At 39.3% G+C, this 21646-nt stretch carries 20 protein-coding genes; 9 read left to right on the top strand and 11 right to left on the bottom strand.

The features are described 5' to 3' along the window. Positions 1-13: 13 nt before the first annotated feature. Positions 14-2215, bottom strand: coding sequence for an ATP-dependent DNA helicase RecG (recG, locus tag H6607_12310; GenBank protein MCB9263148.1), 2202 nt, complete (start codon positions 2213-2215; stop codon positions 14-16). Here recG and H6607_12315 point away from each other — a divergent pair. The 4 genes from H6607_12315 to H6607_12330 all read left to right on the top strand — a co-directional run bounded on the left by H6607_12315 (position 2208) and on the right by H6607_12330 (position 5647). After that, entirely contained in the window at positions 2208-3191 is a 984-nt protein-coding gene (locus H6607_12315) for an NAD-dependent epimerase/dehydratase family protein (protein ID MCB9263149.1), read from the top strand. The genes recG and H6607_12315 overlap by 8 nt on opposite strands. Before the next feature lies 1 nt (position 3192). Next, positions 3193-4005, top strand: coding sequence for an SDR family NAD(P)-dependent oxidoreductase (locus tag H6607_12320; protein ID MCB9263150.1), 813 nt, complete (start codon positions 3193-3195; stop codon positions 4003-4005). 63 nt (positions 4006-4068) lie between these two features. Further along, positions 4069-4701 carry a YdeI/OmpD-associated family protein gene (locus H6607_12325; GenBank protein MCB9263151.1) on the top strand — a complete coding sequence of 211 codons (633 nt, stop codon included), beginning with the start codon at positions 4069-4071 and terminating at the stop codon, positions 4699-4701. A gap of 28 nt (positions 4702-4729) precedes the next feature. Beyond that, positions 4730-5647, top strand: a complete 918-nt coding sequence (locus H6607_12330; protein MCB9263152.1) for a hypothetical protein — start codon at positions 4730-4732, stop codon at positions 5645-5647. 351 nt (positions 5648-5998) lie between these two features. Here the strand turns inward: H6607_12330 and rny are convergent, their stop codons facing one another. Genes rny through H6607_12350 form a run of 4 tightly spaced genes read right to left on the bottom strand, consistent with a single transcriptional unit; the run spans position 5999 to position 10511 of the window. Further along, complete coding sequence (rny, locus tag H6607_12335) at positions 5999-7540, bottom strand: ribonuclease Y (GenBank protein MCB9263153.1); 1542 nt, start codon at positions 7538-7540, stop codon at positions 5999-6001. 37 nt (positions 7541-7577) lie between these two features. Continuing rightward, on the bottom strand, positions 7578-7877 hold the full coding sequence (locus tag H6607_12340) for a cell division protein ZapA (protein MCB9263154.1): 300 nt from the start codon (positions 7875-7877) through the stop codon (positions 7578-7580). Positions 7878-7881: 4 nt separating this feature from the next. Then, positions 7882-8172 carry a hypothetical protein gene (locus tag H6607_12345; GenBank protein MCB9263155.1) on the bottom strand — a complete coding sequence of 97 codons (291 nt, stop codon included), beginning with the start codon at positions 8170-8172 and terminating at the stop codon, positions 7882-7884. Between the two features lie 2 nt (positions 8173-8174). Continuing rightward, on the bottom strand, positions 8175-10511 hold the full coding sequence (locus H6607_12350) for a phenylalanine--tRNA ligase subunit beta (GenBank protein ID MCB9263156.1): 2337 nt from the start codon (positions 10509-10511) through the stop codon (positions 8175-8177). 123 nt (positions 10512-10634) lie between these two features. Between H6607_12350 and H6607_12355 the strand changes: the two genes are divergently transcribed. Beyond that, positions 10635-12716 (top strand): hypothetical protein, encoded by a 2082-nt coding sequence (locus H6607_12355; GenBank protein ID MCB9263157.1) that lies wholly within the window; start codon positions 10635-10637, stop codon positions 12714-12716. 16 nt (positions 12717-12732) lie between these two features. On the opposite strand, the gene apaG is transcribed toward H6607_12355, so the two are convergent. The 3 genes from apaG to H6607_12370 are packed head-to-tail and all read right to left on the bottom strand — an operon-like array spanning position 12733 to position 14777. After that, the gene (gene apaG, locus H6607_12360; protein MCB9263158.1) at positions 12733-13125 is read right to left on the bottom strand and encodes a Co2+/Mg2+ efflux protein ApaG; all 393 of its coding nucleotides are present in this window, start codon (positions 13123-13125) and stop codon (positions 12733-12735) included. A gap of 2 nt (positions 13126-13127) precedes the next feature. Then, entirely contained in the window at positions 13128-13775 is a 648-nt protein-coding gene (locus H6607_12365; protein MCB9263159.1) for a peptidylprolyl isomerase, read from the bottom strand. Between the two features lie 51 nt (positions 13776-13826). Further along, complete coding sequence (locus H6607_12370; protein ID MCB9263160.1) at positions 13827-14777, bottom strand: tryptophan 2,3-dioxygenase; 951 nt, start codon at positions 14775-14777, stop codon at positions 13827-13829. 129 nt (positions 14778-14906) lie between these two features. Here H6607_12370 and H6607_12375 point away from each other — a divergent pair, with 129 nt between their 5' ends. Further along, positions 14907-15479 carry a hypothetical protein gene (locus H6607_12375; GenBank protein MCB9263161.1) on the top strand — a complete coding sequence of 191 codons (573 nt, stop codon included), beginning with the start codon at positions 14907-14909 and terminating at the stop codon, positions 15477-15479. 133 nt (positions 15480-15612) lie between these two features. On the opposite strand, the gene H6607_12380 is transcribed toward H6607_12375, so the two are convergent. Both H6607_12380 and H6607_12385 read right to left on the bottom strand, forming a co-directional pair. Then, positions 15613-16137, bottom strand: a complete 525-nt coding sequence (locus tag H6607_12380; protein MCB9263162.1) for a gamma carbonic anhydrase family protein — start codon at positions 16135-16137, stop codon at positions 15613-15615. A 1-nt stretch (position 16138) separates the two neighbouring features. Then, positions 16139-16552, bottom strand: coding sequence for an SRPBCC domain-containing protein (locus tag H6607_12385; protein ID MCB9263163.1), 414 nt, complete (start codon positions 16550-16552; stop codon positions 16139-16141). A gap of 129 nt (positions 16553-16681) precedes the next feature. Between H6607_12385 and H6607_12390 the strand changes: the two genes are divergently transcribed. Beyond that, positions 16682-17581, top strand: coding sequence for a hypothetical protein (locus tag H6607_12390; protein MCB9263164.1), 900 nt, complete (start codon positions 16682-16684; stop codon positions 17579-17581). A gap of 184 nt (positions 17582-17765) precedes the next feature. Beyond that, positions 17766-18197, top strand: a complete 432-nt coding sequence (locus tag H6607_12395; protein ID MCB9263165.1) for a hypothetical protein — start codon at positions 17766-17768, stop codon at positions 18195-18197. A gap of 29 nt (positions 18198-18226) precedes the next feature. On the opposite strand, the gene H6607_12400 is transcribed toward H6607_12395, so the two are convergent. Next, a complete protein-coding gene (locus H6607_12400) occupies positions 18227-20164 on the bottom strand; it encodes a DNA primase (protein ID MCB9263166.1) in 1938 nt (645 codons plus the stop codon). Positions 20165-20633: 469 nt separating this feature from the next. Here H6607_12400 and H6607_12405 point away from each other — a divergent pair, with 469 nt between their 5' ends. Beyond that, positions 20634-21644, top strand: a complete 1011-nt coding sequence (locus H6607_12405; GenBank protein ID MCB9263167.1) for an NAD(P)/FAD-dependent oxidoreductase — start codon at positions 20634-20636, stop codon at positions 21642-21644. Positions 21645-21646 lie beyond the last annotated feature (2 nt).

Consider the following 21646-nt stretch of genomic DNA (forward strand, 5'->3'; position numbering starts at 1 on the left):
GACAATTTGGGTATCAGCTCACACGACTCCAATCTACAAAACCCTTGCTGTGTAGCAGAAATAATTTCAAATTTTGGTGTTCGGACAATTGAAAATTTACATCTTTCTCCAGTAACAAAAATGCTTCTTCTCGAGCTCGCTCCAAAATGCCTAAATCTTTGGTAATGCTGGCCAACTTTAAATCGAGCAACCCACTTTGCCGTGTCCCTTCAATATCGCCAGGGCCTCGAAGTTTTAAATCATATTCAGCAATTTCAAAACCATCCGTTGTTTTTACCATTGCCGCCAAACGCTCGCGAGCATCTTTAGAAAGTTTATATCCGGTCATCAAAATACAATAAGATTGCTCTGCCCCTCTTCCCACCCTACCCCTTAATTGATGAAGCTGGGCAAGTCCAAATTTTTCGGCACTTTCTATTACCATCATGGTGGCATTTGGCACATTAACCCCAACCTCTATGACAGTGGTAGAAACCAAAATATGCGAAACTCCGGATTTAAATCGTTGCATGGCAGCTTCCTTTTCCTCCGGTTTCATGCGGCCATGCAGCATATCCAATTGATACTGTGGACGTTTAAAATACTCAACCAAATGATCAAATCCTTCTTGCAAATTTTTATAATCGAGTGTTTCCGATTCTTCAATCAGCGGAAAAACTACATACACTTGCCGGCCGGCATCAATCTGCTCTTTCATAAAACCCCGAACCCTCAATCGATGGCTTTCTGTTCGGTGTGCTGTTTTAATTTCCTTTCTGCCGGCAGGCAGTTCGTCTATTTTGGAAACGTCCAAATCGCCATAAACGGTCATGGCCAAAGTGCGAGGAATGGGTGTGGCGGTCATAACCAACACGTGCGGAGGCTTTTGCGATTTTTGCCACAGTTTTGCTCTTTGAGCCACACCAAATCGGTGCTGCTCATCAATGATGACCAATCCTTGATTTTTGAATTGCACAACATCCTCAATCAACGCATGGGTTCCAATAAGCAAATCAAGAGAGCCATTGGCTAATGATTCCAAAATCTCTCTTCTGGCTTTTGCCTTTGTGCTGCCTGTTAACAACGCACACGACACGCCAACAGAATCTAATTTTTCTTTAAACCCTTCAAAATGTTGGGTGGCCAAAATTTCGGTGGGAGCCATTAATGAAGCCTGAAACCCATTATCGACCGCCAACAAAACGCACAATATAGCCACAATGCTTTTGCCACTCCCCACATCGCCCTGCAACAATCTGTTCATTTGCAAGCCCCGCCCCATATCGTTGCGTATCTCTTTGATAACTCTTTTTTGAGCATTGGTTAGCTCAAACTCCATTTGGCTGTTGTAAAACCGATTAAATTTTTCGCCAACTTTATCAAAAACCAAACCCTGCACTACGTTTCGGCTGCGTTTTAATCGAAGAATGGAAGTTTGCAGCACAAAAAATTCGTCAAACTTTAAACGTTCCAATGCAGCATTCATTTCCGAGGCATTGTTCGGAAAATGAATCCACTTAAAGGCCAACTCCCGACTGATCAGGTTTTGTTTTTTCAGCATAGTGGGTGGCAATATCTCGGGTATGGCAAAATCTGTTTGCTGAAATGCATTGCCAATCAACTCTCGAAGTGTTCGGCTTTCCATTTTGCGTTTTTTCATCAATTCAGTAGAGTTGTAAACCGCCTGAAATCCAGATTTTTCCTTCTGATTTTCTGGCATTTCTACTTCCGGATGAACCATATTTAGGGTGTTGTTAAAGAAATTTGGTTTGCCGAAAACAAGATATTTCTGACCGGGTTTTAACCAATTTTTAAAATACGAAACTCCTTTAAACCATACCAACTCCACACTTCCGGTTTGGTCATAAAACTCCGCCACCAACCGTTGTTGACGGGGCTTTCCCACCAACTCCACGCTGCCCAAAGTTCCAACCAATTGCACGTGAGGCATATCTTCATTCAAATCTTTAATTTGATGAACTTGGGTTCGGTCGATGTATCGAAAAGGAAAATGATTGAGCAGATCTTCGATTGTAAAAATACCCAATTCCTTGTTGAGCAGTTCGGCTCTTTGAGGCCCAACTCCTTTTAAATAGGCAATTGGTGTTTTTAAAAACGGGTTCACGTATGCAATAATACACTTTGCAATGGCTGATGGAAAATTTGAATGTAAACACCTCAAACAATTATTAATTCTAAATTTGCAGCTCACAAAAAAACACAGCTCAATGCACATTTTTTTGACCGGGGCGGATGGATTGCTGGGAAATAATCTGGTTAGAATATTACTTCATAGAAACTATAAAGTGACTGTTTTTATACAGTCGGGCAAAGACTTAGGATACTTAAAAGGTCTTGATATTACTGCCCATTACGGCGATTTGTTAAACTATCAGGAATTGGTAGATGCTTCAAAAAACGCCGATGTTTTCATTAATGCCGCTGCTGTTACGGATACATGGCCAAATCAAGGCTCACTTTATTGGAAAGTAAATGTGGACGGAGTCAAAAATGTTATAAAAGCTGTTAAGGAGAATAATATTAAACGCCTCATTCATGTGGGAACCGCCAATTCTTTTGGCCCGGGCAATTTGCAAAATCCCGGAAACGAATCTACACCGTTCGACGGCAGCAGATACAATCTGGATTACATCACGTCAAAATATGAAGCACAAAAGATAGTTTTGGCTGAAGTTAGAAACAACCAACTTCCGGCCTTGATTGTAAACCCAACATTTATGATTGGCCCATACGATGTAAAACCAAGCTCCGGAAAGATGATTATTTCAGTTATAAAAGGTCAAGTGCCGGGCTATGCAAAGGGAGGGAGAAACTTTGTGTATGTGGGCGATGTAGCCACAGCTGTTGCCAATAGTATTGAAAAAGGAAGAATTGGTGAATGCTATATTGCCGCCGGAGCAAATTTGAGTTATAAAGATATGTTCGGTAAAATTGCCCGAATTTTCAATGTGAAACCTCCTTCGCTTGCCATTCCCGGATTTGCTGTTTTGATGTATGGACGCATCTTATCGATTATCGGGAATTTATCGAAAAAAGAACCCGTTATTTCGTTTCCATTGGCTAAAATATCAAACGAATTGCACTACTACAGCAATGCAAAAGCCGTGAAAGAACTTGGCATGACCGAAACTAACATTGAGGATGCCATAACCATGGCCGTGGATTGGTTCAAACAAGAAAAGTATCTTTGAGTTGAAAACGTTTTTTGAAAATAAAGTTGTTTGCATTACCGGAAGCAGTCAGGGTATTGGAAAAACAACCGCCCAAATATTGGGAGAGTTTGGTGCCAAAATTGTTTTGAATGGCCGAAACGCAGAGAAACTTGAATCAACAAGAAAAGAACTAACAGAGGCTGGTATTGAATGCATTGGCATTACCGCCGATTTGTCGATTGCAGAAGATTGCCAGAAACTTATCGACGAAACCATTAACCACTTTGGAAAATTGGATGTATTGATTAACAACGGGGGCATTGCCAGCAGAGGCAGAATAAGCGAAACTAATGCAGAAACCTGGGAAAATATACTAAAAATCAACACATTAGGTGTTATTAATACCACAGGATTTGCCATTCCCCACATTCAAAAAAGCAACGGTAGCATCATCATTATCAGCAGTATGGCCGGAAAGGTGGGCGTGCCGGGTCATGCAGGATATTCCGTATCAAAAATGGGATTGACAGCTTATGCCAAAGCCTTACAGATAGAGCATCAAAACGATTTTCATACCGGTTTGGTTTATGTTGGATTTACCAAAAACGAAACCCAAAAACAGATATTAAACCCAGACGGGAGCTATACCAACTTGAAAGAAAGAAAAGGTATAAAACTGGCCACACGCGAAGATGTGGCCATAGCCATTGCCAAAACCATCGTCAAAAGAAAAAAGGAAATTACACTGACCCCATTAGGGAAACTTCAGGCCTTAATGCTTCGCATTAGTCCAAAACTTGTGTATCTCCCACTCAAAAAAAGCTATCGAGATTATGACAAGATGTATGATTAGATTGTTTTTGGGTAAAACTATACTCTATAAAGATTTTCTATTTTTGTTACACAATAGTTAAGAATGAATCCCGAGGTTGACAAATTTCTGATAGATGGTTGCGGAAGATGCTCTTTGTATCAAACGCCGCAATGCAAAGTTCATCGATGGCCACATGAATTGCGGCTACTGCGACAAATTGTCCTCGACACGGGGTTGGAGGAGCAAATAAAATGGGGATTTCCGTGCTATACATTGAACAATGCCAACATTGTGATGATTAGCCCTTTTAAAGAACACTGCGTTTTGAGTTTTTTTAAAGGTGTGTTGTTAAACGATTCCGAAAAAATTTTAGAAAACCCAGGAGAAAATTCTCAGTCGGTAAAATTTGCTCGATTTACAGATGTAAAAAGAATTGAACAACTGGAAACCACTTTAAAAAACTACATTTTCGAGGCAATTGAAGTTGAAAGGCAAGGTTTAAAACCAGATTTTAAGCAAAAAGATGAACTGGAATATCCGGAGGAGCTTGTGCAAAAAATGGAGCATGACGCCAATTTTAAAAATGCCTTTGAAGCCTTGACACCTGGCCGAAAGCGAGGATATATTTTGCATTTCACCTCAAGCAAACAATCAAAAACACGAATGGCCCGCATCGAAAAATATGCCCCATTAATTTTGGAAGGCAAAGGAATGCACGACCATTATAAATGTTGAAACGATTATATTTTAATTTGTACCACCAATGAAAAAGACCACATACATAGCCATTGCAATTCTGTTTATTTCTTCAGGGGTTAAAAATTTGACCAAAAACAAAGGGAATACATACTTCGCATTGTCATCCATTTATTTCGACAGTGCGAGGTATGATTCATGTTGCTATGCGTTTCAAAAAGCGATTGGTAACCAAGCGTATAATGCTTACAACCCATATTCCGTTTACAAGTATGTCTATGCGGCGGCAATGAGCAACGAAAAGCAACTACTGACGGAGGCATTGCAACATGCTAAATGTGTTGGAATTGGTGCTGAGGATATTGAGGCAAACAATCTTTTACAAACAAATAAAGATTCTATACTTAAATATTACCATCAAACCCAAACACCAAAGAGTTACTTTTTTCAGGTGGATTCTGCTCTTTTGTTGGAATTGCAAGAAATGAAAAAATTTGACCAGACCCGGCGTTCCGTGAAACCCACCTACCCAATAGATAGTGCAAACCTTGTTCATTTAAAAAAAATAATTGCAGAAAAAGGCTTCCCAAATCAAAAAACAGTTGGCTATAAGGGAATGTTTAATGTCTATTTAATTCTGCAACACTGTTATGTTGGAATACCTAATGAACAGGGTTGGATTATAGAAACGGTAAAAAAGCAGATAGATGCGGGATGGTATGACCCACACGAATATGCTGTTTTTATTGACCGAGCCCTGGCATATAAAGAAGGAGAAATTATTTACGGTACATTGCTGCATAGGAATGATTCTGTTTATACAAGTTACCCAACAAAAAATTTACAAAATGTGGATTATCTTAGAAAAGAGCTTGGGATAGTACCGTTAAGTAATTACCTTTCCACGAACAAGGCAATTGCTCCCGTAGGTTATAAACCGATAGATTTTAGAATTCTTTTCAAAAAAGAGATAAGGAAGTTGTAGGCTGTTTATTGGTTAAAAAGCAATAAAAAATTCCCGCTAAAAATATTCGAACGACTTGGTATTGAAAATTATCCTTTTCGTTTAACCAGCCAAAAAATTACAACCACTCCCCAATAAAAAAGAGCCAAAATGAAATTGAAGAACAACAAATATAAGAGCCAAATAATAATCCCTCCGGCCGCCAGACCATGCTTCCAAAGTGGATAGTCATCAACAATCATGTAAATTAATAAACCAACACTCAAGAGAGTTGTCAAATAGATATAACGTTTTATTGATAATCTAAGAAACACTATGGTTAATGTAATTTGTTGTGAGGTAAAACCTTACTCCACTCTCGGGAATAATTCCCTACTTCGCATAATTAACCGCCCGACGTTCGCGGATTACGGTAATTTTTATCTGCCCGGGGTAAATCATTTCTTTCATGATTTTTTGGCTGATGTCGAACGACAACAAATCGGCTTGTTTATCTTCCAACACATCGCTGTCCACAATCACCCGCAGTTCTCTACCGGCCTGAATGGCAAAGGCTTTTTCAACTCCTTCAAAGCCAAGAGCCAGTTTTTCTAAATCCTGCAAACGTTTGATATACGCCTCGCCATCCTCGCGTCGTGCACCCGGACGAGAACCCGAAATGGCATCGCAAGCCTGCACAATGGGCGAAATCAAATTGGTCATTTCAATTTCGTCGTGGTGAGCTCCAATGGCATTGCACACCTCTGGGTGTTCCCCATATTTTTCGGCCCATTTCATACCCAACAACGCGTGTGGAGTTTCGCTGTCATCCTCAGGCACCTTGCCAATATCATGTAGCAATCCGGCACGTTTAGCCAATTTGGGATCCAAACCAAATTCGCTGGCCATAATGGCACACATATTGGCCACCTCGCGGCTGTGTTGCAATAGATTTTGTCCGTAGCTCGACCGATAACGCATTCTTCCAACTATACGAATCAATTCCGGATGCAAACCACTGATTCCTAAATCAATAACTGCCCGTTCGCCATGTTCGATTATCTCATTTTCGACATCTCTTTTGGTTTTTTCAACCACTTCCTCAATCCTGGCAGGGTGTATTCTTCCGTCACTAATTAAGCGGTGAAGAGAAAGTCGTGCAATCTCTCTTCGGATAGGATCAAACCCTGAAAGAATGATGGCTTCAGGGGTGTCATCCACAATAATTTCAATACCTGTAGCCGATTCTAATGCCCGTATATTACGCCCTTCACGACCAATGATTCGACCTTTTATGTCGTCATTATCGATATTAAAAACGGTAACAGTATTTTCAATGGCTTGCTCAGCAGCAGTTCGTTGAATGGTTTGCAAAATCATTCGTTTTGCCTCTTTGTTGGCTTTAAGTTTAGCTTCGTCCACCACCAACTTTATTTGAGAAATGGCATCACTTTTGGCATCTTCCACCAATGCTTCTACCAAATCTTTTTTTGCTTCTTCGGCAGTTAAGCCAGCAATTTTCTCCAACTGTTTTACTTGATTTTCATGAGCCTTTTCCAACTCCGATTTTTTCACATTCACCACCTCCAACTGCTGATTAAGATTGGATTTGATGGCGTCCAACTCTTTCAACTTTTGCTCTTGATTTTGAACTCGGTCGTTCAAACTTTGTTCTTTTCTGCGAATGTTGTTTTCGGCATTATTTAATTCGTTTTCGCGGGTTCGAACATCTTTTTCAAACTCTTGTTTCATTTGCAAAAACTTCTCCTTTGCCTCCAATTCACGAGTTTTCTTAAACTGCTTGGCTTTCTCTTCGGCATCTTTTACTATCTGTGCCGCTTTGGTATCCGATTTTTTGTTAAGGAAATAAAACGCACCGAAACCACCGGCGGCTCCCCCTACAACTATACCAACAATTAATGCAACAAAATCCATAATTTCTCTCTACTCTGATTAATAAATATATTAATAATCAGTGCATTGCATTGTCCAAAATCTGTTGGAAGTACGAAATTTTTCGTTCAAGTTGTAGAGTATTCGAGTCTTCATTGTGCTCATTTCCCAGCATTTCGCTGGCAAATTCTAAAGCGGCCAAGGCCAAAGCATCTTGTTTGTCTTTTACCGAGAAATTGCTCTGGTAAAATTTTGCTTTTTCATTTATTAACTTAGCTGCTTTCCGCAACACCTCTTCCTCATCGCTTTGAATAGTGAGCGGATATACTCGGTCTCCTATCGTAACTTTTATCGCTATTTCGTTTTCTGCACTTTCCAACTTTTTAGCTATTTAACAGTGCAATACACCTATCAATTTCCTTCAAATATCCGTCAATTTGCTCTTTTAGTTCGCTTTTTTCGGACTCCGGAAGTATAATTGCTTCGGCAATTTTAACCTTTTTATTATTCTCCTCTATATCTTTTATGATATTTTTTTGACGTTCGACATCAAGACTCAATTCTTCATTTTTCTGCCTTAATGCCTCATTTTCAGACTTCAAACCATCAATTCTGGATACAACCTCTTTAAGAGTTATTTCAAATTTCCACAATTTTTGTTCTAAGTCGGTCATATCTATTTTCGGATAAAGGCTCCTGTTTCTTCCTCCAATTTTCGCATCAATTTGTTCATGATTCCGTCAATTTTTTCATCGGTCATGGTCTGTTTTGCATCATACAAATCAATGCTGATGGCGTAGGATTTTTTTCCATCTTCGATATTTTTGCCTTCATAAACATCAAAAATCTCCACCTCCTTGGCAAAATGTCCTGCGGTTTCACGGCAAATTCTTTCCACCTCTCCATACTTTACCGTTTTATCCAAAACCAGACTTAAATCGCGTGAAACAATTGGAAAAACCGGAACATCATTCAATGTAAACTTAACATTTTGCAACATTTTTAACAGTGCATCCCAATCAATATCAGCATAATAAACGGCTTGCTTTATGCCAAACTCTTTTAATGTTTTTTTATCAAAACTACTGATAGTTAACAGTTTAAACATCCTTTTTGTGGAAATATTCAAAAGAGATGTTAAACCTTCTAAAATTCCTTTCAGATAAAAATAATCTGCATTTTCGGCTGGAGTATTCCAATTTTTGCTTGTTGATTTTCCGGTGCATACCAACATCAGCCGGTTGTTTTCCGCATATCCTGCCTCCGTTTTAGAATAGATTTTTCCAAATTCAAAAAAGGTAATATCTGCACTTTTTCTGTTGATGTTGTATGCCACCGATTGCAAAATTCCATCCACCATGTCGGTTCGCATTACACTGTTTTCAATGCTTAATGGATTTAAAAGATGGACTGCATTTTCCGTCAATCTATCCGATTTTTTTGTTTGAGAATTGCTCATGGTTTCATAGAATCCTTTAGAAACCAGATAGTTAGCCACCTTATTGAGTTGTTTCAGTTTATCAAAACTCGGCATGATAGAAGGTGTCATACTCAGCCTTTTGGGGATTTCTACTTGATTGTAGCCGTAAATTCTTAAAAATTCTTCTGCAATATCTACGGGTCGCAAAACATCACTTCGATAGGGAGGAATGGAAAGTGTGAGAACCCCATCTTTTTCCCCAATGGTTTCAATATCCAATTTTGCCAAGGTGCCTGATATTTCTTTTGATGAAATGCTGGTACCACAAAAACCATTTAACCAATCACAACTTACTTCAATTTGCTGATTTTGAATAGGTTTCGGATAAACATCCACCACGCCAGAAGCTATTTCGGCTCCGGCCACTTCCTGTAAAATATGCACTACCCGTTTTAGAGCAAACACTGTAATGTTTGGGTCGCAACCGCGTTCGTATCTAAACGAAGCATCGGTGCTTAGACCCTGTGTTTTGGCCGATTTTCTGACAGTTCCAGGGTTAAAATAGGCAGATTCGATAAACACAGAAGTCGTAGATTGTGTAACCCCGGAGTGTTTACCACCAAAAACTCCGGCAATTGCAACGGGTTTCGAACCATCAGCAATGACCATTTCGTCGCCCGTCAACGCTCTTTCTACATCATCAAGTGTAAGAATTTTCTCCCCTTTATTGGCCATTCGCACCACAATTTTATTTCCCGAAATATTTTCGGCGTCAAAGGCATGAATGGGTTGCCCCAATTCGTGCAAAACATAATTGGTGGTGTCCACCACATTATTAATCGACTTTAAATCAATTGATTGAAGTCGCTCTTTGAGCCATTCCGGACTTTCTTTTATGGTAATATTTTTCAATAAAATTCCAGAATATCTGGGGCAAATTGTTGGGTCGGGTAAAGAAACTTCTATTGGGCTTGGAGAAGTGTTAAGAACATCAGCCACTGTGGGCATATTTATACTTTCACCAGTAATTGCCCGAATGTCACGTGCCACACCCAAATGCGAGGCAGCATCTCCCCTATTTGGGGTTAGTCCTATTTCTATTTGATAATCATTTTTTAGGTTGAAAACCTCCGATAGTGGCGTGCCGGGTATCAAATTTTCAGGCAATACCATAATTCCGTCGTGATTTTTACCAAGCCCAATTTCATCTTCGGCACAAATCATTCCTTCCGAAACATGGCCTCTAATTTTGGCCTTTTTCAACGTAAAGGCCTCGCCCGAAACCGGATGAATGGTACAGCCAACAGGGGCAACCACCACCTTTTGTCCGGCAACAACATTAGGTGCACCACAAACAATAGAAACCGTTTCGAACCCGATATTAACAGTGGTTAAACTCAATTTATCAGAATCAGGAGCCTTTTCGCAAGTCAAAACATGACCAACAACTAAACCGTTTAGTCCGCCCTTTATGCCTTCCTTTTTATGAATTTTTTCCACCTCAAGGCCGGTATTGGTGAGCAAATCATCCAATTCTTCGGCTGTTTTTTGGGTATTTATGAGTGTTTTTAACCAGTTGTACGAAACTATCATTCGAGATTTATCAAATATTCAGCGAAAATAACCATTGGCAATTTGAAATGCTTAACCATAACCTTTTCGTTTTATATAATTTCTTCATACTCGGTTCGTTGTGTAGATGCTATATTTGCCTCCTTGTCAATAAATTTAGTCATAGAACATCCGTGGTTTGTGTTGCTCTGCCTGCTGTTGGGGGCGGCATACAGTTTTATTTTATACGCTAAAGCAATAAAAAAAGTTGACGATGACCAGCCAAAATGGGCAAAATACATGTTGGCCATACTCCGATTTCTTTCTGCTTCCTTTTTGGCCATTCTACTTCTCAACCCGTTGTTGAAATATCTCGAACGCACCATCGAAAAACCAACCGTATATTTGGTAGTTGACCAATCAGAGTCCATGATTTATAGCTCGGATAGCGGCTATGTAAAGACCCAACTGCAAAAAGATATTGCAGAATTGATGGAAACTTTGGGTCAAAAATTTGAGGTTGAAGAAATTGGCAAAAATGAAGAACCAGACATTTCTTTCAACCAAAAAACCACGGACATTTCCGACTATTTCTATCAAAAGCAACGACTGTATGACGGCAAAAATGATGCGGCTTTTGTGGTGATAAGTGACGGAATTTATAACAAAGGTGTGAACCCCGAATTTGCGGCAAGTAAATTGGGACTACCTGTTTACACGGTGGCTTTGGGCGACTCTGTGGTTAAAAAAGACGTATCGATATACAGTGCAAAAGCGAATGCCATTACTTTTTTGGGTAATCAATTTCCGGTTGAGGTGACATTGAATGCCACAAAAGCATCAGCTCAAAATGTAGAATTGAGTATTTGGCAAAATGGCCAAAAATTGAGTTCGAAAGGCCTTACAATTGACAATCCGAGATTTTCTACGACCCACACTTTTATTTTAAAAGCCGATAAGGTTGGGCTTCAAACCTACACCGTTAGAGCTACCGTTTTGAACAATGAGCTGAATGAATCCAACAATCAAATGCAGGTTTATACAGAAGTTTTGGACGGAAGACAGAAAATATTGGTGTTGGCTCATGCCCCACACCCTGATATTGCCGCATTAAGAGGTGCCATAGAAAACAACGAACAATATGAAATGAATTTGGAAATTGGCAGCTTTTCGGGCATAAAAAAAGACGAATATGATTTAGTAATTACCCACCAACTACCTACCGACAATGTAGAATTGAACTACCTTAAACAATTGATTGACAGCAGAATACCCGTGTTAAATATTGTGGGTGTAGCCACCAACATCAATCTTTTAAATTCGGCCGGGCTTGGCCTAACCATTACCGGAAACAGAAATAACTTCAATCAGGGTTTGGCCAAACTCAATACAAAGTTTAGCTATTTTGAACCTGATAATGATTTACAAAAATTTTTGGATAATGTTCCACCACTTACCATACCCTTTGGAGAATATTCAAAACCGGATGCACAAGGAGTTTTGGCCTATCAGGGCATTGGAAATGTGAAAACCGAAATGCCTTTATGGTTTTTTAGAAACAGTAATGGCTACCGTAGTGGAACCATCTGTGGCGAGGGTATTTGGCGATGGAAACTTCACGATTACGAAAAAAACGAGAGTCATGATAATTTTAACAAGCTGATACAACGAAGCATCCAATATTTGGCTTTGAAAGACGACAAGCGAAAGTTTAAAGTGTACACTTCTTCGAGAAGTTTTTTTGAAAACGAAAACATCACTTTTTTGGCAGAGGTGTATAATGACAGTTATGAATTTACACCCGATGCCGATGTGACCGTTAATTTAAAACACGAGAGCGGCAAACAATATGAATACAAATTGATACCACAGGGCAATAACTATCGATTTTTGGTAAATGCTTTGCCACCGGGCAACTATTCGTTTTCGGCAACGGCCCAAATAAATGGAAAAAAGGAAAATGCCACAGGCAGTTTTGTGGTTAAGGAGTTGCAATTGGAAAGGCAAAATCTTACGGCAAACTTTGATTTGATGCGTAAAATGGCAAAAGAAACTGGAGGCCAGATGTTTCACAAAAACGATATGGGCCAACTTGCCGACAGCCTGCTAAATTTGCCAAGTGCCATGGCGGTAAGCAAAACCAACCATCGCTTCAAAGACTTAATAAATCAAAAATGGCTGTTTTTTGTGCTGTTTTTTATGCTGGCCTTAGAATGGTTTGCCCGCCGATGGTTTGGTGGTTATTGATTTTTGTTATTTCCCCCTAATTCAACTTATATTCCGGTATTAACAAAAATTCAGGAATTTCGATTTTCACCTCTTCTTGAGTATCCAATAACAACGCTTCATAATGCCCTTTCATACTGCCCATATCGGTTTGCAAGTGGCACCACGACTCGTATTCATAGCTTTCGTTGGGCAAAATAATCGGTTTTTCGCCTACCACTCCTTCCCCATTTACTTCATGGCTAAATCCGGCGGAGTCTTTTATTTTCCAGTATCTCCTCAAAATATGGACGGGCTGTTTACCCCTATTTTGTATGCAAATGTGATATACAAATACAAAGGTTTTGTTTTCTGAATCAGACATAGGCGGATAGTATCGGCTCGAAACCGATATTTCCACATTACTGGTTATGGCAGTGTAGCTGGTCATGTTTACTCTACGTCAAAGTTATATTCGGTTTTAATCTGATTGGCCGTTTTTTGCACCAACTTCATGGCCATTTTTATGCGTTCATTAGGCCGGTTTGTGGTGCTGTTGCGGGGCTGAATAACAATGCTGTCGGCCACTTCCACATTTTTCAAAACTCTGCCAAAAACAGTGTATGCACCATTTAGATGTTTGGTGCCGTTCTCATCCACCACAATATAAAACTGGCTTCCACTCGAATTGCGTTGGGGGTTGGTGGCATCACCCAATCGGGCAGCGGCCACAGCTCCTTTTATATGTTTGTATTTGCTGCTGTCTATTTCGGCTGGAATAACATAGCCCGGGCCTCCGGTGCCATCATTGGTTCTGTCATCGTCTTTGCTCAAAGGGTCTCCGCCCTGAATCATAAACATTGGAATAATTCGATGAAATTCGGTGCTGTCGTAGAATCCTTCTTTAACCAATTTATGAAAATTGGCTCTATGCAGCGGGGTGCCTTTATACATATATAGGTGCATAACTCCATAATTGGTTGATAATTCCACAATGGTGTCAACGGGGCTGTTATCTACCGGAATATCAATCTTTGGAGGATCTTCCTTACATCCAAAAATAAAAACCGAACCAATAATCAAAGCCAAAAACTTATTCATAACAAAAAATTAAGCAGTCGAAAATACACTATTTTTTGTAACCAATACGGTTTATAAAATTTTGCACGATTCCAAATTGTCGATTCCCCAATTTTCAAGTTCTTTCTCTGTCCATAAATCAGGGAAGAAAATTCGTTTTTGATATTTGGGCAACATATATTTTCGCCAATCGCTGCCTCCGGTGGCTTCCTCTTGATTGCCAGAAGCATCAACCAAATATTTTTCGGCAGCATGGTAGTGTGCCATTACCCAACGAATATTCATGGTATGGTCGTAATGTCGCATGGCGTTTACCAATTTCACATCTTCTCTGGTTTCTGTAGGCAATGATTTGAATTTTGTCCAAAAATTTCGGGTGTTGTAATACTCCATAAATCGCAAAAACTCCTCTTTGTATTTGGCCTCAAAGTTTTTAAGAAGTGTGCTTTTACTGCCCGTTTTGTGGTCTTTTCCGGCTGCCTGCCAGTATAAATTTTCAAAAGCAAATTCATACGGTGTGTCTCTATCAATGGTAGCCCGGCATCGGTTGTCAATCAAATTAATCAATTCGGTACTGGCAAATTCAATCATACGATATTGAGCACTCTGAAACCCACTGGCGGGGGTAAGGGTATGTCGAAATTTTTGATATTGTTTTAACTGCATACCATCGCCCATTACCGTAAAACTGGATGATAAAACATCAACATAACGGCTTATTCTGTATAATTTTTCGCTAAAAAAATCAACCGTTAGGTTTTCGTTTTCGGCCACTTGTTTTATTTCCCATAACATCATTTTAAACAGCAATTCGTTTACCTGATGATACATGATAAACACCATCTCGTCGGGAAAAACAGTGCGTTGATTTTGCAAACCCAAAAGAGCGTCTGTATTTATATAATCCCAGTAGGTAATATAATTGGAGTGCAACAAACCTTCCAGATGCGTATTCAAATCCTGTCCGGTGCTGGAAAATTTATGTTCAAGTTGTTCTAAAATAGATTTTGTTTCTGAATTCATAATGCACAAAACAATGCTTTTTTTTAGAGGTTTTTAGTGTTTTTGAGCAAAATCATACATTTTAATTTCAACCTTGTTTTAAGTACTTGTTGTTTTTTTCTGTTGATTTGAAAAAAATATTTTTGTGGCGTGTTAAGTTATTCCAATTACCCCGTTTTTTATAAAGATTTTGCTGAATGGATTTCTAAAAATCTAGATAAAAAATACAGTTTTTTTACCTTCGAATATTGCGAATATTTGATGGATGCCGCATGGGAAATCGGCAAAGATGAAAAGCTAACCAACCATGATTGGGAAATTGTAAACACAGCCATTTTGCTGCTTTACAGCGGCAAAGCCACATCTTACAAAGATTTTTTAGAAAATAGTGTATCCACTGCCAAGCAGGTTTTAAAACAGTATGCCTACCCCGCCGATGACATAAAACTTGTTGTAAAGTTGCTCAATTCGCTGGCTTATGAAGATGGCAAACCATCTATCTTACAAAAAATATTTTTGGATAGCTACCAATATTATTATGCCGATGATATGAAAGAAGAGCTGCTCGAAAATTTGTATCGCGACCAACGAAAATATGGTCAAGGATTATTGCGAAAAGAGTTTATTGCCATAAAAAACAATCAAATAAGAAACACGGTTTTTCTAACGGAATATGGTCAAAAATACCTTCAACCAAAGCTAGCCGAATTAGAAGATTTCTAAGAGCCTGTTTATGATTTCCGAATTGAAAGCTAATTTGGAATTATTTTATTCCAAACAAGGCAAAATTGACGAGAATAGCAGAGCTATTTAAGGAAATTTTAACGCAGTTTGGAATAAAATAAACCGAAATAGATTAATTTGTGAGATTATTAACAGGCTCTAAATATTCTCGCGAAAGTTTTACATAAGCCACAGCATTTTTACGGATGGCCTCTATTTGTTGCTCATTAAGTATTTTTACTACTTTGGCCGGACTGCCTATTACCAAAGAATAGGGCGGAATTTGTGTATTGCCCGTTACCAATGCTCCTGCCCCAATAATGGAAAAATCGCCCACCACAGCACCATTTAGAATGGTAGAGTGCATACCCACCAACACATTGTTGCCAATGGTGGCACCATGCACCAATGCCAAATGACCAATGATACAATCATTGCCAATGGTAGTGGCAAAACCCGGGTCAACATGCACCACGGCATTGTCTTGCACATTGCTTCTATCTCCAATGCGTATGGCATCCGAATCGCCGCGAAGCACCGCCCCAAACCAAATAGAGCTTTCCTGGCCAATATGCACATCGCCAATAATAACGGCTGTTTCGGCCACAAAAGCAGTGCTGCTAATTTCCGGATTTTTACCTCGAAATGATTTAATCACGCTAAAGACTCTCCGTGTAATTCTTAAAATTGTTTAAAATAGACTGCCAGCCTTGTCGCTGCATTTCTACCGGATGCTCGGTTTCAGCTTCAAACGTAGTGGTAACAGTGGTTTGCAAACCATTTTCTTCAAAAATGGTGGTGGATTGTCGGCCACCAAAGGTGTAGGTAAAACTTTTTTGAGGAGTTATTTCATCGTAAACCGCCTCAAACTCAAAACCAAAGCTACCATCCTTGGCTTCCATTCGGGCAATATAGGTGCCACCCACAACCATATCGTTTTTCGCCCACGGACACTGCCAGCTTGGGTCTGCAAAATTCCATTGCGTAATGTGTTCCGGCATAGTATAGGCATCCCAAACCTTTTGCAAATCAGCATCAACCGTAGTTTTTACCGTAATTTTTGTTACACTCATTTGTGAAATTTAATGGCGGCAATTTCGGGGATTTTTTTAACGAAAACTTCATGGTCCAGCCAAAAAAATCAACACGTTTAAAGATATTTTTCAAAAATGATTAATATTGACCTATAAAGCAATTGTATTATGAGACAGATTTTCACACTAATTATAGTTGGTATTGCATACTTCAGCTCTTTATCTCAGGATTTAGATGTAAATAACAACCTTATTGAACTCGGCAAAATTTACAAGAACTTCATGTTCCGTGCCAACCCAACGAGTGAAACAGAGAAAAAATTGGAGTCTCTTAAAAGCGTTGATCTAAGAACCACAGTGGAATTTTTAAGCCAAACCATTAAACAACAAAACAATCTTACCGATGAGAAATACTTGAAGCTGCCTGATACCATTTCCTTGAAATATATTTTTATAGTCGAGATGGTTTCCCAAAACTTAATAGAGGAAAATCCAAAAGACAATAAGAAACTTATAGCCGACACTATTAATTCAAAAATTAGCTATTTGAAACTTATTGATAATTACTATACTATGCTCTTCAATGGCATTGGTAACAAGAATCAACCATTTGATTTATCTGGTGTAAACTTCGAACTAGACAAGTACAATTTATCAAATGATACTGAAAAAGGTATCTTTTTTCTTAAGGCTATGAACTTGTGTGGAACAGTAATTTGGGGGTATATGAACATTCCGAATCCTCCAAATTATAAAGCAGCACTTGATATGATTAACAAATATCCTAAATTTAATGGCTTGCCATATTATCAATTTACCGATTTAAATTTTGAAGATTTCAATATCGAAATACTCAAAAACAAAGGTGAAATGAGCTACAAAGAATATTATCTCGACAAATACCTCTCAACCCTAGTTTATCATCTAATCTGTCTTGATCAGAAAAAAAAGTACAAACAACAAAAAATGGATTTAATGCTAAGTTCAATCTTAAAAGAGGAACTGTACTACAAATACTCGAAAAATTTCAAGCAACAACTGGAGGCATTATTCAAGAGTGTTAAATGACCTTTCTACATTAATGAATTACTAATATTATTATTCGACATTTACAAGAAAGAACTGGCTTATTGCTTTTCCTCAGAAAAAATTGACACAAAATCCCCCATCACTCCGGCAATGCCCCCTCTATGCCAAGCATTTTGGTAATTTTTATAGAAAAATGATAGATTTGGAATTTCATAAATGTCTTATGAAAAATTTGTATTTTCTTCTTTCTCTATTTTTGACTTTTGGTTGTGGTAATGATGATTTGTCAAAAGAAACGATTGTTGTCCAAACTATTTACAAAAATTCCGATAGCACAATAACATTCGACACCACTATAGGAAAACCATACGAATGGCCTGTCAAATCAGACAATCAATACAACAAAATGATTTATTTGGGAGAATATTGTTCTTTCTGTGATAATTATACGATTGACGTTTATTGGGGCAGCGGTAAATCAAATTGGATACGACTCCCGTTTGTTGACAATCTGAACAATGTTGCCATTAATTATCAATGGACATCAGACAATTTATTCGTATTTGCCTACGGTGATTCTACAAAACTATCCTCGAAAGAATATTGGGATAACCTGAGGAAAACTGATCTTCGAATAAGAATAAATTACAAATAACTTTAGAAACGGGTTTTAGAACCCACGCCTCACTCAGGCAAAGCTCCCTCTATGCCAAGCATTTCGGTAATTTTTGCACGTACTTCCAGAATTTTCACGATACGATGTTGGGCTATCATTAGGTCTTCTTCGGTTTCGGCATCTTTGAGCATTTCCATGGCCTTTTTATACACTTTGGCTATTTTGTAGAGTTTTAGATAGTTCAGGTTTTCAAGCACTACCTCTTTGTAATTCTCCGAATCTGGCTTTACATAAATTTCGTGCATCTCCCACCACGCCGGACTTAAATTGTATTTTAACGAGAGCACATTGGCCGCAATTTTTCCGAGACTTTTATGTTTGGTAAAAAACTCCTCGGTTAGCGATTCGTTAAAATCGTAATATTCTTTTGCCTGCTCCACACTTTCGGCAAACTCAGGGTTTTCAAAACGATATTGGTCGTTTTCCAACTCGCTAAAAACAAATCCGGCCACATCAATCTCTTCATTAAAAGGCTCTCTACCATACAAAATCAAGGATTCTATTAGAGCCTGCTCTTTGGTTTTGGTCTCACTTAGTTCTACCGCCACGATAGGAACGGCTTCCAACAATCGACGTTGCTCGGTGCGTTTTTGCTGCTGTTCAAACTCTCGGGTGGCGGTGCTCCGCATTCGCTTTGCCTCTGCAAACATTAGCTCCTCGTCAAACTGCATGAGGTTGGCACATTGTTTTATATAGGCGGTACGTTTTATGGGATCCGGGATTTTAACAATGCTTTCCAGCACATCTCTGGCCGTTTCGCTCAGCCCCACCGGGTCACGCCCACGCTCGTTGAGCAAGATTTCGGTTTTAAACAGCACAAAATCTTTCTTTTCTTTTTCGATGTATTCCTGCAATCCGGCACCACCCAATTTTCGGCAATACGAATCGGGGTCTTCACCCTCCGGGAAAACAACCACTTTTACGTTTAAATCGCCTTCCAACAACAAATCTATTCCACGAATGGCCGCTTTTATTCCGGCTTTGTCGCCGTCATATAGCATGGTAACGTGGTCTGAAAATCGTTTTACAATTTTCACCTGTTCAGTTGTCAGCGATGTGCCACTGGTTGCCACCACATTTTCAATTCCACTTTGGTAGAGCATCAAAACATCGAGGTAACCTTCTACCAAATAAACATTTTCGTGAGTGCGAATGGCTTTTTTGGCATGGCTCAAACCGTAAAGCACCGACGATTTGTGATATACTTCGTTTTCTGGAGAGTTGATGTATTTCGGACTTTTATCGTCCTTTTTTAGTTGACGACCTCCAAAACCCACTACCTTGCCACTGAGGTTAAAAATAGGGAACATCACCCGCTCGCGATAAATATCGTAATAGGAGATTTCTTTTTCTGCTGCTTCTCCCTCACGATTTCGGGCTTTTATCAACCCCGCTTTAACCAATATTTCGGTGTCATAACCCGATTTTATGGCCTCGTTATAAAAATCTTCCCAGTTGTTTTTTGAATAGCCAAGCCCAAATTCTTCGATGGTTTTTTCGGTTAAACCCCGTTCTTTAAAATAAGAAAGACCAATGTTGCGGCCTTCCGAATCATTTTTTAAGGTATTGTGAAAATAGTTTTTGGCAAATTCGAGGGCAATATACAAGGCTTCCTTTATCTGCATTTGCTCCGAAACCTCTTCTCTATTACCAAAATCTTCGTCAATTTCGATGTGGTATCGGTTAGCCAAAAAACGCAGTGCTTCTGGATAAGCCATTTTTTCGACATCCATAACAAAATCTACGACATTGCCGCCTTTGCCGCAGCCGAAACATTTATAGATACCCAATGCAGGGCTAACTTTGAATGAAGGTGATTTTTCATTATGAAACGGACACAACCCACCGAAACCGCTGCCTGAGCGTTTCAGTTTTACATAATCGCCCACCACATCCTCAATGTTGGCGGCTGAAAATATCTGATCGATGGTGTGCTGACGAATCACAGCGGCAAAGTAAGAAAAGATTTTTTGATTGGATAAAAAACTCTGCTTTTGGTTGGATTCTATTTTGATGGGTGCTTGAGAAACGTATTAATATTCGACCCCTTCGGGGTCGCACGGTTTGGAACATTCTGTTTTCTATAAATGTTTCATCCCTTCGGGATGTGGACGTGACGAATATTTATCATTTCTTTTTTGTCTTTTTATTGCACCCCACCAGGGTGGAATATTTGTAAAAACGCATTATATCCGATGCTGAGCGACCCCGCAGGGGTCGTATATTTATAGAGAATCGGGCATTTTGTACGACCCCTTCGGGGTCGCACTATGTGCGGTATTTGGTTTTATAAATATTTCATCCCTTCGGCATGAAGACCCTGAGACACTTTTTTGACCAATATCAATTTATTGCCAAACAAAACTCAAGCTTTGGGCATTATATTACTTTATTTTTGCCGCGATTTTTAGCAAAATGATTGAAACCGATATTATAATAATAGGTGCCGGCCCCGTAGGACTGTTTACTGTTTTCGAGGCGGGACTCATAAAACTAAGATGCCACCTTATCGACTCTTTGCCAACGGCTGGCGGGCAATTGGCGGAGATTTATCCCAAGAAACCTATTTATGACATTCCCGGATTTCCATCTGTTTTGGCTGGAGATTTGGTAAAAAACTTAATAGAACAAGGGTCTCCATTTTCGCCCGGTTTTACATTGGGTGAGCGTGCCGAAGAATTTGAAAAAACGGATGACGGACAATTTATTGTTACCACCAATAAAGGCACAAAACACAAAGCCCCTATTATTGCCATTGCCGCTGGATTGGGCTGTTTTGAACCCCGGAAACCCGAAATAGAAAACCTTGAAAAATATGAAGATTGTGGTATCGACTACATCATCAGAGACCCTGAAAAATATAGGAACAAGCGGGTGGTGATTGCCGGTGGAGGAGACTCTGCCCTTGACTGGACAAACTTTTTGGCCGACGTGGCCAGTGAGGTAACTTTGATACATAGAAGAACCCAATTTAGAGGAGCGTTGGATAGTGTAGAGAAGGTGGAAACATTATCAAAATCAGGCAAAATCAATTTAATAACCAACAGCGAAGTTTCTGAGCTATTCGGCAATGAACATTTAACGGGAGTTAAGGTTAGCAACCGCGAAACCAATGAAGATAGCGTGGTTGATACGGATTATTTTATTCCATTGTTTGGCTTGTCGCCCAAACTTGGCCCATTAAAAGAATGGGGACTCGACCTAAACAAAGAATCGATAAAAGTTAATACCTTAGACTACAGCACCAATGTGCCGGGCATTTATGCCATTGGCGACATCAATGATTATGAAGGCAAGCTACGACTAATTTTATGCGGATTTCATGAAGCCACCCTCATGGTGCAGTCGGCTTACAAGCGAATTTACCCTGACAAAAATCTGGTTTTAAAATATACCACCGTAAGCGGTGTTCCCGGAAAAAACTAAAT

This window comes from Flavobacteriales bacterium, assembly GCA_020635395.1.
In the GTDB taxonomy this organism is placed as follows: Bacteria; Bacteroidota; Bacteroidia; order NS11-12g; family UBA9320; genus UBA987.

Excerpts from the sequence above, each read along its gene's own strand:
- H6607_12345 (MCB9263155.1), bottom strand. The coding sequence starts at position 8,172 with ATGACCGACTTAGAACAAAAATTGTGGAAATTTGAAATAACTCTTAAA.
- H6607_12385 (MCB9263163.1), bottom strand. The coding sequence starts at position 16,552 with ATGAGTGTAACAAAAATTACGGTAAAAACTACGGTTGATGCTGATTTG.
- recG (MCB9263148.1), bottom strand. The coding sequence starts at position 2,215 with ATGTGCATTGAGCTGTGTTTTTTTGTGAGCTGCAAATTTAGAATTAAT.
- H6607_12325 (MCB9263151.1), top strand. The coding sequence starts at position 4,069 with ATGAATCCCGAGGTTGACAAATTTCTGATAGATGGTTGCGGAAGATGC.
- H6607_12330 (MCB9263152.1), top strand. The coding sequence starts at position 4,730 with ATGAAAAAGACCACATACATAGCCATTGCAATTCTGTTTATTTCTTCA.
- H6607_12315 (MCB9263149.1), top strand. The coding sequence starts at position 2,208 with ATGCACATTTTTTTGACCGGGGCGGATGGATTGCTGGGAAATAATCTG.
- H6607_12390 (MCB9263164.1), top strand. The coding sequence starts at position 16,682 with ATGAGACAGATTTTCACACTAATTATAGTTGGTATTGCATACTTCAGC.
- H6607_12365 (MCB9263159.1), bottom strand. The coding sequence starts at position 13,775 with ATGAATAAGTTTTTGGCTTTGATTATTGGTTCGGTTTTTATTTTTGGA.
- H6607_12405 (MCB9263167.1), top strand. The coding sequence starts at position 20,634 with ATGATTGAAACCGATATTATAATAATAGGTGCCGGCCCCGTAGGACTG.
- H6607_12395 (MCB9263165.1), top strand. The coding sequence starts at position 17,766 with ATGAAAAATTTGTATTTTCTTCTTTCTCTATTTTTGACTTTTGGTTGT.
- rny (MCB9263153.1), bottom strand. The coding sequence starts at position 7,540 with ATGGATTTTGTTGCATTAATTGTTGGTATAGTTGTAGGGGGAGCCGCC.
- apaG (MCB9263158.1), bottom strand. The coding sequence starts at position 13,125 with ATGACCAGCTACACTGCCATAACCAGTAATGTGGAAATATCGGTTTCG.
- H6607_12370 (MCB9263160.1), bottom strand. The coding sequence starts at position 14,777 with ATGAATTCAGAAACAAAATCTATTTTAGAACAACTTGAACATAAATTT.
- H6607_12350 (MCB9263156.1), bottom strand. The coding sequence starts at position 10,511 with ATGATAGTTTCGTACAACTGGTTAAAAACACTCATAAATACCCAAAAA.